The 11,932-nt window shown below is 73.2% G+C and carries 11 protein-coding genes; 6 read left to right on the top strand and 5 right to left on the bottom strand.

Annotated features, from left to right (window positions below; translation table 11 throughout):
- Positions 1–30: 30 nt before the first annotated feature.
- Together FHR77_RS02770 and FHR77_RS02765 are read right to left on the bottom strand one after the other, a co-directional pair.
- On the bottom strand, positions 31–1,110 hold the full coding sequence (locus FHR77_RS02770) for a BMP family lipoprotein (protein ID WP_167258637.1): 1,080 nt from the start codon (positions 1,108–1,110) through the stop codon (positions 31–33).
- A gap of 164 nt (positions 1,111–1,274) precedes the next feature.
- Complete coding sequence (locus tag FHR77_RS02765) at positions 1,275–2,393, bottom strand: mannose-1-phosphate guanylyltransferase (protein ID WP_167258635.1); 1,119 nt, start codon at positions 2,391–2,393, stop codon at positions 1,275–1,277.
- Positions 2,394–2,587: 194 nt separating this feature from the next.
- Between FHR77_RS02765 and FHR77_RS02760 the strand changes: the two genes are divergently transcribed.
- From FHR77_RS02760 to FHR77_RS02740, 5 genes are all read left to right on the top strand, one after another.
- The gene (locus tag FHR77_RS02760; protein WP_167258633.1) at positions 2,588–3,757 is read left to right on the top strand and encodes a glycosyltransferase family 4 protein; all 1,170 of its coding nucleotides are present in this window, start codon (positions 2,588–2,590) and stop codon (positions 3,755–3,757) included.
- Positions 3,758–3,906: 149 nt separating this feature from the next.
- The gene (gene sdhC / locus FHR77_RS02755) at positions 3,907–4,368 is read left to right on the top strand and encodes a succinate dehydrogenase, cytochrome b556 subunit (RefSeq protein ID WP_082514271.1); all 462 of its coding nucleotides are present in this window, start codon (positions 3,907–3,909) and stop codon (positions 4,366–4,368) included.
- A 4-nt stretch (positions 4,369–4,372) separates the two neighbouring features.
- Positions 4,373–4,819, top strand: a complete 447-nt coding sequence (locus FHR77_RS02750) for a succinate dehydrogenase hydrophobic membrane anchor subunit (RefSeq protein WP_167258631.1) — start codon at positions 4,373–4,375, stop codon at positions 4,817–4,819.
- Between the two features lie 76 nt (positions 4,820–4,895).
- Positions 4,896–6,704 carry a succinate dehydrogenase flavoprotein subunit gene (gene sdhA, locus FHR77_RS02745; protein WP_167258629.1) on the top strand — a complete coding sequence of 603 codons (1,809 nt, stop codon included), beginning with the start codon at positions 4,896–4,898 and terminating at the stop codon, positions 6,702–6,704.
- 2 nt (positions 6,705–6,706) lie between these two features.
- Positions 6,707–7,462 (top strand): succinate dehydrogenase iron-sulfur subunit, encoded by a 756-nt coding sequence (locus FHR77_RS02740; RefSeq protein WP_167258628.1) that lies wholly within the window; start codon positions 6,707–6,709, stop codon positions 7,460–7,462.
- Between the two features lie 115 nt (positions 7,463–7,577).
- Here FHR77_RS02740 and FHR77_RS02735 read toward each other — a convergent pair whose 3' ends face one another.
- Together FHR77_RS02735 and FHR77_RS02730 are read right to left on the bottom strand one after the other, a co-directional pair.
- On the bottom strand, positions 7,578–7,925 hold the full coding sequence (locus FHR77_RS02735) for a hypothetical protein (protein WP_167258626.1): 348 nt from the start codon (positions 7,923–7,925) through the stop codon (positions 7,578–7,580).
- Positions 7,915–9,135, bottom strand: a complete 1,221-nt coding sequence (locus FHR77_RS02730) for a DUF6177 family protein (protein WP_167258624.1) — start codon at positions 9,133–9,135, stop codon at positions 7,915–7,917. Before FHR77_RS02730 ends, FHR77_RS02735 begins: the two co-directional genes overlap by 11 nt.
- A gap of 171 nt (positions 9,136–9,306) precedes the next feature.
- On the opposite strand from FHR77_RS02730, the gene FHR77_RS02725 reads away from it, so the two are divergent.
- The gene (locus tag FHR77_RS02725; protein ID WP_167258622.1) at positions 9,307–10,224 is read left to right on the top strand and encodes a hypothetical protein; all 918 of its coding nucleotides are present in this window, start codon (positions 9,307–9,309) and stop codon (positions 10,222–10,224) included.
- Positions 10,225–10,273: 49 nt separating this feature from the next.
- Here FHR77_RS02725 and ptsP read toward each other — a convergent pair whose 3' ends face one another.
- Positions 10,274–11,923: a phosphoenolpyruvate--protein phosphotransferase gene (gene ptsP, locus FHR77_RS02720; protein WP_167258620.1), complete on the bottom strand. Its 1,650-nt coding sequence runs from the start codon at positions 11,921–11,923 to the stop codon at positions 10,274–10,276.
- Positions 11,924–11,932 lie beyond the last annotated feature (9 nt).

The raw sequence follows: 11,932 nt of genomic DNA, 5'->3' as shown, positions 1-11,932 counted from the left end.
AGACGATGCCTGAGGGGGTGGCTGCTCGGCTCAGCTGAGGGCCGAGGGCGACTCGACCTCGATCGAGCCGTCGATGATGCCGGCCTTGATCGCGTCGAGCTCGTCCTGCAGCCCGGCGTCGACCTTGTCTTCGTAGTCGTGGAACGGAGCGATGCCCACGCCGTCGTTCTCGAGGGTGCCCACGTAGGGCTCGTTCGAGAACGAGCCGTCGGCCGACTGGGTGACGACGTCGTTCGTGGCCTGCTTGATGCCCTTGAGCACCGAGGTCAGGAACAGGTCGCTGTTGGCGCTGTCGGTCTCGTAGGTGTCGGAGTCGGCGCCGACCAGGACGACGTCCGAGCCGGAGTCGCGGATGGCCTCGGCGGCGCTCTGGTAGATCGGGCCGCCGACGGGCAGGATGACGTCCGCGCCCTGGTCGATCAGGGTCTGGGCGCTCTGCTTGGCCGTGGTGCCGGCCTCGAAGCCGCCGGTGAAGGTGCCGGTCTGCGACGGGACGTCCCAGCCGACGACCTTGACGTCGGCGCTCTTCTGCTCGTTGTAGTACTCGACGCCGTCGGCGAAGCCGTCCATGAAGATGGTGACGGTCGGGAACTGCATGCCGCCGAAGGTGCCGACGGTGCCGGTCTTCGAGTAGCTCGCCGCGGCGTAGCCGGCCAGGAAGGCCGCCTCGGACGTGTTGAACGTGATCGGCTTGACGTTGTCGGCCGTGATCGACGCGTCGTCGATGGTGGCGTAGTCGATGCCGGTGTTGGCCTCGGCCGCCGTCTTCGTCGCGTCGGCGAGGGCGAAGCCGACCGTGACGATCAGGCCGCAGCCCTGGTCGGCCAGGTTCGAGAGGTTGGCGTCGTAGACGGTCTCGTCGGCGGACTCGACGGTCTTGGCCTCGGCGCCCGCGGTCTCGGCGGCCTCGGTCAGGCCCTCGTAGCCCAGCTGGTTGAACGACTTGTCGTCGAAGCCACCGGCGTCGGACACCATGCAGGGCACGAAGTCGCTGGAGCTGCCGCCCGCGGCGTCGTCGCTCTCGGGGGCCGAGGCACAGCCGGCCAGGATGGCGACGGTGCTCGCCAGGGCGAGGCCGCTGAAGACGGCCCTGCGCGCAGTTGTAGTCAAGTTGTCCTCCAAGGTGCTGCCCGGCACGAGACGCCGGGCACGTATGGCGACAGGTTACCTACTGCGCGGAGCCCCTCCGACCGCTGCGGGAGAGTGAGACCGAGGCGTTACACGACCGCGACCGTCGCGTAACGGGCTCGTAACAGGACAGCCCGGTCGGGCCGTCAGAGGACGTCGCTGCGACCGCTCAGCTTGAGGGCGTCGACGACCGACTTGACGCGCTGCGCGTTCGCCGTCGTGGTGACCAGCAGGGCGTCCGGGGTGTCGACCACGATGATGTCGTTCACCCCGATCAGCGAGATGAGCCGGCCGCTGTGGCCGACGACGATCCCGCTGGAGGCGTCCGCGAGCACGCGGGCGTTCTCGCCGAGGATGGCGAGGTCGCTCTTGCGCCCGCCGGAGTGCAGCTTGGCGATCGAGGCGAAGTCGCCCACGTCGTCCCAGTCGAAGGCGCCGGGGATGACCGCGAGGCGGCCCGCGGCCGCCGCGGGCTCCGCGACCGTGTAGTCGATGGCGATCTTCTCGAGGCCCGGCCAGATGCGGTCCACGACGGCGCCCCGGCGCGGGGTGTCCCACGCCTCGGCGAGCTCCTCGAGGCCCGCGAGCAGCTCCGGGCGGGTCTCGCCGAGCTGCTCGAGGAGGCGGTCGGCACGGGCGATGAACATGCCCCCGTTCCAGAGGTAGTCGCCCCCGGCCACGTACCGCTCGGCCGTCTCGAGGTCCGGCTTCTCGACGAACGACTCGACGCGCAGGGCGCTCGGCGCGCCCTCGACGGCGAGGGCGTCGCCCGCGTGGATGTAGCCGAAGCCGATGGCGGGCTCGGTCGGGGTGATGCCGATCGTGGCGATGTAGCCGGCGTCGGCGGCGACGATGGCCTCGCCGACCGCGCGCTGGAAACCGCGGGTGTCGGCGATGACGTGGTCCGCCGCGAACGAGCCGATGATGACGTCCGGCTCGCGGCGACGGAGGATCGCCGCGGCGAGGCCGATCGCCGCGGTGCTGTCCTTCGGTTCGCTCTCGAGCACGACGTTGTGGTCGGCCAGGGTCGGCAGCTGGGCCTCGACGGCGGCGCGGTGCGCCCTGCCCGTCACGACCATGATGCGCTGCTCGCCCGCCAGGGGCGCGAGGCGGTCCCAGGTGCCGCGCAGCAGGGTCGAGCCGCTGCCGGTCAGGTCGTGCAGGAACTTGGGGGCGTCGGCGCGGCTGAGGGGCCAGAGCCGGGAACCGATGCCGCCGGCGGGGATGATGCTGTAGAAGCGCTCGACGCTCTCGGAGATGCTCATGACGGCCACCCTAGCGACGGGAGGGTCGGGAGCCGGCGGGGCGCGCCTCCGGGGCGGGCACCGGCGGCGCGCGGGCCGTGGCCGCCCGCCGTCCCCGCCCGTTCACGAGGCCGCCACGGCCCGGCCACGGCAGGTCCCCGCCCCGGCCACGCCCCGGGCGGACCCTGGGAGGACGCCGAGCCGAGGAGGTCCCCATGAGGGTCGCCATCGTGACCGAGAGCTTCCTGCCCACCGTCAACGGGGTGACGACGAGCGTGCTGCGGGTGCTCGACCACCTGGAGCGACGCGGCCACAAGGCCATCGTCATCGCTCCCGCGGGCCGGGGCCACGACTCCTACGGCCCCGCCAGGGTGCACCGCGTGCCGAGCGTGGCCTACCGGCAGTTCCCCGTCGGTCTGCCCTCGCCCGTCGTCGCCGGGGCCCTCGCGGACTTCTGCCCCGACGTCGTCCACGTCGCCTCGCCCTTCCTCCTCGGCGGTCACGCGATCGCGGCGGCGGCCCGCCTCGGGCTGCCGAGCGTCGCGGTCTTCCAGACCGACGTCGCCCGCTACGCGAGCACCAGCGGACTCGGCCCCGTCACGGCCGCCGTCGCCTGGCGCCTGGTCCGGCGGCTGCACGAGCAGGCCACCGTGACGCTCGTGCCGTCGTCGGCCTCGCTGCGCGACCTGCGACGCGCCGGCGTCGACCGGCTCGCGACCTGGGGCCGCGGCGTGGACTCGGTGCGCTACCACCCGAACCGCCGCGGCGCGGGCGGGTCCGCCGCCTTCCGCACGGCGGTCGGCGCGGCCCCCGGGGAGGCGCTGGTCGGCTACGTGGGACGCCTCGCCCCCGAGAAGCAGGTCGAGAGGCTCGCGGCCCTGCACCGTACGCCCGGCACCCGCTTCGTCGTGGTCGGCGACGGCCCGGCGCTGCCGTCGCTGCGGCGGCGGCTCCGGCACCTCGACCCGGTGTTCACCGGGGCGCTGCACGGCGACGAGCTGGCGGACGCCTACGCGGCGCTGGACGTCTTCGTGCACACCGGCGTCACGGAGACCTTCGGGCAGACGGTCCAGGAGGCGCACGCGAGCGGGACTCCGGTCGTGGCCCCCGCCGCGGGCGGGCCCCTCGACCTCGTGCGGCACGGCGTCGACGGGTTCCTGGTCGACCCCCTGCACGACCACTCGCTCCGCCGGGCCGTCCGGCTGCTGGTCGACGACCCGGCCCTGCGGGCCCGGTTCGGCGAGGCCGGGCGCCGCGCCGTCGTCGGCCGCACCTGGGAGCGCCTCGGGGACGAGCTGCTCGGGCACTACGCCGACGCGGTGGCGGCCCCGGCGGTGCCGGCCCGCGCCTCCGCCCGGGCTCGACAGCTGTCGGCGACGAGCTGACCGTCTCTCGACATCGAACTAGTTAGGGCAGCCTCGGCAGCGGTGTCCACCGCGCGTTCCGTATGCTCGGGGTGTTCTGAGAACACACGGTGGACACGGCTGTCCTCCCTGACCACAGCCGACCGCCCCAGCCGCGAGGAGGGCAGCTCATGGCCGAGCAGTCGACGGGAACACTGGCTTCACCGGGCACGCCCTCGGGGCGACCGGGTGCACCCACCATCAGCGAGCCGCAGCGCGCAAAGCGCTTCCAGGGCACGCTCTACCGCGGCCGTGAGGGCATGTGGTCGTGGGTGCTCCACCGCATCACCGGCGTCAGCATCTACTTCTTCCTGCTGGTGCACATCCTCGACACGGCCCTGGTGCGCATCAGCCCCGAGGCCTACGACGCGGTCATCGGCACGTACAAGAACCCGGTGATGGGGCTCGGCGAGACCGGCCTCGTCGCTGCGATCCTCTTCCACGCCCTCAACGGCCTGCGCATCATCCTGATCGACTTCTGGAGCGCCGGCACGAAGCACCAGCGCGTCATGTTCTGGGTCGTGATCGGCCTCTGGGCCGTGCTCATGCTCGGCTTCGCCCCCCGCCACCTCATGAACGTCTTCTCGGAGTAGAGCGATGACCACTGAGACCATCGAGGCCCCCCGGTCGGCCCGCACCGCCCAGCGCAGCACCAACTGGGAGAAGTGGGGCTGGATCTACATGCGCGCCAGCGGGCTCGTGCTCGTCGTGCTGATCTTCGGCCACCTCTTCATCAACCTCCTCGCCGGCGAGGGCGGGGTCAAGGCCATCGACTTCGCGTTCGTGGCGGGCAAGTGGGCCGACCCCTTCTGGCAGGTCTACGACACGCTCCTCCTCTGGCTCGCGCTGATCCACGGCTCGAACGGCATGCGCACGATCGTCAACGACTACGTCGGCCGCCCCACGACCCGCAAGGTCTTCCTCGGGGCCCTCGTCGTCTCCAGCGCCGTGCTGCTGCTGCTCGGCTCGCTCGTCATCTGGACCTTCGACCCCTGCCCCGCGGGCGCCCCGGCCGACCTGCTCCCGTCGATCTGCTCCCGCTGACCGTCGGCGGGCGCCGCGCCGCCGCCCCACGACCGACCACCCCGTCCACCTGCACCACGTCCCACCTGGAAGCACCGTGACCACACCTGCACCCTCCGCCCAGAGCTCCGTCGTCGACGGCATCCACTACCACCAGCACGACATCGTCATCGTCGGCGCCGGAGGGGCGGGGATGCGCGCGGCCATCGAGGCCGGGCCGAACGCCAGCACGGCGGTCATCTCGAAGCTCTACCCGACGCGCTCGCACACCGGAGCCGCCCAGGGCGGCATGGCCGCGGCCCTCGCGAACGTCGAGGACGACAACTGGGAGTGGCACACCTTCGACACGGTCAAGGGCGGCGACTACCTCGTCGACCAGGACGCCGCGGAGATCCTCGCGAAAGAGGCCATCGACGCCGTCCTCGACCTCGAGAACATGGGGCTGCCCTTCAACCGCACGCCCGAGGGCAAGATCGACCAGCGACGCTTCGGCGGGCACACCGCCGAGCACGGCAAGAGCCCCGTCCGTCGCGCCTGCTACGCGGCCGACCGCACCGGCCACATGATCCTGCAGACGCTCTACCAGAACTGCGTCAAGCACGGCATCGAGTTCTTCAACGAGTTCTACGTCCTCGACCTGATCATGGGCGAGGTCGACGGGGTCGAGCGCCCCGCCGGGGTCGTCGCCTACGAGCTGTCGACCGGCGAGCTCCACGTCTTCCAGGGCAAGGCCGTCATCTTCGCGACGGGCGGCTTCGGCAAGATCTACAAGACGACGTCGAACGCGCACACGCTGACGGGCGACGGCGTGGGCATCATCTGGCGCAAGGGGCTGCCGCTGGAGGACATGGAGTTCTTCCAGTTCCACCCGACCGGCCTCGCGGGCCTCGGCATCCTCCTGTCCGAGGCCGCCCGCGGCGAGGGCGCCATCCTCCGCAACAGCGAGGGCGAGCGCTTCATGGAGCGCTACGCACCCACCATCAAGGACCTGGCGCCCCGCGACATCGTGGCGCGCTGCATGGCCACCGAGATCCGAGAGGGGCGGGGCGGCGGTCCGCACAAGGACTACGTCTACCTCGACATCACGCACCTCGACCCGGCCGTGATCGACGCGAAGCTGCCCGACATCACCGAGTTCGCCCGCACCTACCTCGGCGTCGAGCCCTACACCGAGCCCGTGCCCGTCCTGCCCACGGCGCACTACGCGATGGGCGGCATCCCCACCAACGTCCACGCCGAGGTGCTGCGCGACAACACGACCGTGGTGCCCGGGCTCTACGCCGCGGGCGAGTGCGCCTGCGTCAGCGTGCACGGCTCGAACCGGCTCGGCACCAACTCGCTGCTCGACATCAACGTCTTCGGCAAGCGCGCCGGCAACAACGCGGTCGAGTTCGTCAAGACGGCCGAGTTCGTGCCGCTGCCGGACGACCCGGCCGGCTTCGTGCGGGGCCTCGTCGACGACGTGCGGGCCGCCACCGGCACCGAGCGCATCGCGACCCTCCGCAAGGAGCTCCAGGACAGCATGGACCGCAACGCCCAGGTGTTCCGCACGGAGGAGACCCTCGACGAGGTCACCCACGTGATCGCCGACCTGCGCGACCGCTTCAAGAACATCTCCGTGCAGGACAAGGGCAAGCGGTTCAACACCGACCTGCTCGAGGCGATCGAGCTGGGCTTCCTGCTCGACCTCGCCGAGGTCGTCGTCTACTCGGCCCGCTCTCGCCAGGAGAGCCGCGGCGGGCACTTCCGCGAGGACTACCCGACGCGCGACGACGAGAACTGGCTGGTTCACACGATGGCCTACCTCACCGGCGACGCCCACTCGTCGCTGGCGGGCGACCACATCCGCCTCGACACCAAGCCCGTCGTGATCACGAACTACCAGCCGATGGAACGGAAGTACTGAGCATGAGCACCGCTGTCCTCGAGAACGCCCCCGCCGGCGCCGACGCGATCCCCACCTTCACCGCCACCCTGATCATCCGACGGTTCGACCCGGACGTCGACACGGAGCCCCGCTGGCAGGACTTCGACGTCGAGGTGCTGCCCACCGACCGCGTCCTCGACGCCCTGCACCAGATCAAGTGGGAGCAGGACGGCTCGCTGACCTTCCGCCGTTCCTGCGCCCACGGGGTCTGCGGCTCCGACGCCATGCGCATCAACGGCCGCAACCGGCTCGCCTGCAAGACCCTGATCAAGGACCTCGACATCACGCAGCCGATCTACGTCGAGGCGATCAAGGGCCTGCCTCTGGAGAAGGACCTCGTCGTCGACATGGAGCCCTTCTTCCAGTCGTACCGCGAGATCCAGCCCTTCCTCATGGCCTCGTCGAAGCCGGAGAAGGAGCGCATCCAGAGCGCCACGCAGCGCGAACGGTTCGACGACACGACCAAGTGCATCCTCTGCGCCGCGTGCACCTCGAGCTGCCCCGTCTTCTGGACGGACGGCCAGTACTTCGGCCCCGCCGCGATCGTGAACGCGCACCGCTTCATCTTCGACTCCCGCGACGAGGGCGCCCAGGTGCGCCTCGACATCCTCAACGACAAGGAGGGGGTGTGGCGCTGCCGCACCACCTTCAACTGCACCGAGGCGTGCCCGCGCGGCATCCAGGTGACCCAGGCCATCGCCGAGGTCAAGCAGGCCGTCCTGCGCGGTCGGGCCTAGCCTCCGCCGGCACCGCCCTCCGACGACGAGAGGCCCGGACTCCCCCAGGGGCGTCCGGGCCTCTCGTGGTGCCGGGCGAGCGTCGGCCGCCCGGGGTCGGACCGACCGGGAGAGCTCAGTCGTCCTCGACGATGCACGTCGCGTCGAGCCCGAGCGCCAGGCGCAGGGCCACGGAGACCCCGGCCTCGCCCGCGTCGGCCAGGGGCGCCACGGCGTCGACCCAGAAGACGGGGAGGCGCACCTCGGGAGGGTGCGGCAGGAGCCGCTCGATCTCCCCCGCCGTCGTGAGCTCGCGCGCACGCCACACGGTGAGCAGCGGCTCGCCGCCCTCCCCGAAGACCTGCAGGGCGTCGCCCTCGTCGATCTCGCGCACGCCGTACGACTCGTCGACGGCGCGCGCGGCCGTGGCGAGGTCGAGGGCGTCGGGGACGGTGGGGCTCAGGATCGTGATGTCACGGGGCACCGGGGGGCGCCTCCTCGTCGTCGTCCTGGTCGTCGTCGTCGTCGGCCTCGCCCTCGCGGGGGCGGCCGGCCCCCGCGACGCCCACGGCGCCGTCCACCGCGCTCTCGTGCAGGAGGTCGGCCTCGGCGAGGTCCTCCTCCCACGCCTGCAGCAGGGGGGTGGCGACCATGGTGGCGAGCCGCTCGGGCCCGACGGCGTCGAGGGTGTCGTGGAGGGCGTCCCACCCCGAGGTGCTCGCGTCGCCGAGCGGCACGACGTAGGCGGGCAGCCGCGGTCGGCCGACGACGACCACCGGACGGGTCGAGGGGAGGGCGGACAGCTCGAGGCCCAGCCGCTTGACGGACGGAGCGCCGATGAGCAGCGCGACGGGGTTCGGCGGCGGGTACGTCTTCGCCCGCACGCAGCGGTCGACGTCGCCCTCCCGCGCCACCACGAGCGCGAAGGTCGGCAGCGACGACCCGGCGATGACGGAGAGCGCCTCGGTGAGGCGCGAGATCGCCGCGTCGAGCGCGCGTCGGGCGTCCTCCTCCGGCCCGGCCGAGCCGTCGGCGGGGTCGGAGACGGGCACGTCGATGGTGACGGCGGTGGTCTCCTCGATGCCGTGCTCGGTCACCCGGGCCGTCACGGTGCCGGAGAGGCGAGGGCCCTCGACGACGACCCGGACGGTCTCGGGGGCGGCGTGCCGCGCGTGCTGCGTGAGGACCCAGCGGTCCCAGTCGTGGAGGAGGGGCTCTGAGCTGCCCCAGGACGCGGGGCCGGAGCCGGAGACGGCCGCCCCGAGGGCCTCGAGCGCGCCTCCCAGGCTGGTGTCGTGGGAGGCGCGGTGCAGCACCGTGAGGTCGACGCTGAGCTGGGCGGCGGTGCCGACCGCGGCCGGCACGTCGACCGGGACGACCGGCGCGAGGGGGTCCTCCTGGGGGCGACCGGCGGCGTCGACGTCGGCGTAGGGCAGGCCGGTCAGCCCGTCGCGCAGGGCCCCGGCGTCGTCGTGGACGGCCCAGGTGCCGCCGGCGTCGACGAGCGCGGCGCGCACGCCGACGGTCAGCCGGGAGCGGTCGCTCGTGACGAGCACGACGCGCCGACGGCTGCGGCGACGCGAGAGGAGGTCGGCGAAGGGCGCGCTCAGCCGCACGACCCGGGCCCGGCTGTCGACCCGGACGACCTGCGCGGTGACCGCGTCGACCATCGGGTGTCGGATATGGGTGCCCACGGGGACAGTCTGCTCCACGCCCCTGCGCGCTGACCGGAACGAGCCCGGCGTCCCCCGGATCAGGGCACGGCCCCGCCCGGGCGCATATGCTTCTCGTGCCGTCCTGCGGGGCACCGCCCCGTCGTCGGCACCGCCCCCGATCACCGACCACGACCGAGAGGCCGCGCCGACATGGACGTCCCCCGCCAGCAGCAGCTCCAGAACGACATCGCCGAGCGCTTCGCCGCCAGCCTCGAGGGCACCGACTGGGCGGAGGCCACGCTCCAGCTGCTCGAGGTGGGCTCGGTCTCGCGCCTCTGGGTCGACGCCGTCGACGCGGCGGGCAGCAGCCGCACCGTCGGCACGGTGCCCGACGTCGTCGCCCTCGGCGAGCAGCTCCGCGAGGTGATGGCCGACCCGGAGAAGGGCGCGTGGTTCTCCCTCTCGCTCACCGTCTCGCGCGACGGCTCGTTCACCGCCCGGTTCAACCTCGACCGACGCGTCTGGGTGAACCCGGGCTCGCCCTTCGAGCCCGGCGACGCCGGGGCGCTGCCCTCGGACGCCGACTACGCCGCCGACCTCGAGCGGTTCCCGCGGGCGGAGCGCTACCGGCCCGAGTGGCTGCCGGCCACCGCCGGGGCGAGCGGCACGGCCTCCGCGACCACCGCCTCCGTCGCCCTGCCCGGCGCCCTCACGGCCCTCGAGGGCCGCTGGGGCTGGCCGGGCGTGCTCGAGAGCGTCGCGCAGCAGACGGCGACGGCACCGGTGTCGTCGATGGCCGGAGCGACGCCGACCGGAGCGGAGGAGGGCGTGGCGACGGCCGACTCCCCCGTGCTCACCGTCGACCAGCTGGCCCCCCTCGTGCGCGAGGCCGTCGTCGCCGACGTGATCGCCCCGCACCGCGTCGCGACGCTGCTGCGCCTCCACGAGGAGGCCGTCGCGGCCGGGCTTCTGCCCGGCGTCGAGGGCGCCGAGGCCGTCGACGGCGACCTGTCGCTCGAGGAGGCGCGGGTCGCCGCCCCGGAGCTCGTCGCGGCCGTCGAGTCCGCCGTCGGCCAGGTCGTCGACACCGTCGTCGCCGCCCACCTGCAGCAGGCCGTCACGGACTGAGGCCGGACGCGGCCGGAGCGGGAGCGGCCGGACCGCCCCCGCCCCGGGGCTAGCCGGCGAGCGACTCGGCGGCCTGACGGGCCCCGGCGGCGGTCGTCGCGGCGACCGCGGCGGCCGCGAGGGCCTGCGCCTGCTCGAGCGTGTGCTTCGACAGCTCGAGCCGGACGTCGGCCAGGGCGGCCGGCGTCATCGACAGGGTGGTCGCCCCGAGCCCGACGAGCACGACGGCGAGCAGCGGGTCGGCCGCGGCCTCGCCGCAGATGCCGACCGGCTTCGAGGCGGCGCGGCCGGCCTCGCCGAGGGTCGAGACCAGGCGGAGCACCGCCGGGTGCCACGGGTCCTGGTAGCTGGCGACCGAGCCGAGCATGCGGTCGGCGGCCAGCGTGTACTGCGTGAGGTCGTTGGTGCCGATGCTGACGAAGTCGGCCGTCCGCATCACCTGGTCGGCGAGGACGGCCAGGGAGGGCACCTCGGCCATGACGCCGACTGTGCGGAGGCCGAGCTCGCGGCCGAGGGCGACGAAGTACTCGGTCTCCTCCGCGTCGCTGACCATGGGGGCCATGACCCACAGGTCCGCCGTCGTGGCAGCCTGGGCGGCCGCGAGCGCCGTGAGCTGGTCGCGGAGGATCTGCTCCTTGACCCTCAGCGCCCGCAGGCCGCGGAGCCCGAGGGCGGGGTTCTCCTCGTGGGCGTCGTTGAGGAAGGCGAGGGGCTTGTCGGCCCCGGCGTCGAGGGCACGGACGACGACCTTGCGGCCGGGGAAGGCCTCGAGCAGGGCGGTGTAGCTGGCGGTCTGGCTCTCGACCGTCGGGGCCTGGCTCGCCCCGAGGAACAGGAACTCCGTGCGGAACAGGCCGACGCCCTCGGCGCCGAGGGCGACGGCGCCCGCGGCCTCGTCGGGCGAGCCCAGGTTCGCGAGCAGCGGCACCGCGTGCCCGTCGGCGAGCGCGCCGTCGGTGAGCGGGGCGGCGGCGGCGGCCCGACGGTCGGCGATGCGCTGCTCGGCGGCGGCCACCTCGTCGGCGGAAGGGTCGACGGTGACGACCCCGGAGACGGCGTCGGCGACGACGACGGTGCCGTCGACCAGGTCGAGGGCCCCGGTCACGCCGACGATCGCGGGGATCGACTTCGAGCGCGCGAGGATGGCGGTGTGCGAGGTGGGGCCGCCGTCGCGGGTGACGAGCGCGAGGACCTTGTCGAGGTCGAGCAGCGCCGTGTCGGCCGGGGCCAGGTCGGGAGCCACGAGCACGAAGGGCGTGTCGCTCTCGGGCACGCCCGGGGCGGGCACGCCGCGGAGGGCCGCGATCACGCGCTGGGCCACGTCGCCGAGGTCGGTCGCGCGCTCGGCCATGTAGCCGCCCATGCCGACGAGCATCTCCTGGAAGGCGCCGAAGGCCTCGAAGACCGCCCGCTCACCGGTGACGCCGCCGTCGATGCGCTGCTCGACGTCGTCGACGAGGGTCGGGTCCTGGGCCATGAGGGCCTGGGCGTCGAGGACGTCCTTCGCCTCGCCGCCGGCCTTCTCGCCGCGGGCGGTCAGGTCGGCCGCGACGGCCTCGAGCGACTCGCGCACGCGGGCCAGCTCGGCGGGCGCGTCGGCGGTGCGCGCCTCGGTGCCGGGTTCCGGCAGCGGCTCGGGCATCCTCAGGACGGGGCCGACGGCCACTCCACGTCCGACGCCAACGCCCTGTAGTGCCACGGTCGTACC

This window comes from Frigoribacterium endophyticum, assembly GCF_011759585.1.
In the GTDB taxonomy this organism is placed as follows: domain Bacteria; phylum Actinomycetota; class Actinomycetes; order Actinomycetales; family Microbacteriaceae; genus Frigoribacterium; species Frigoribacterium endophyticum.
Note: the sequence above shows the minus strand (reverse complement) of the source record. Positions and strands in the feature narration are given on the sequence as shown.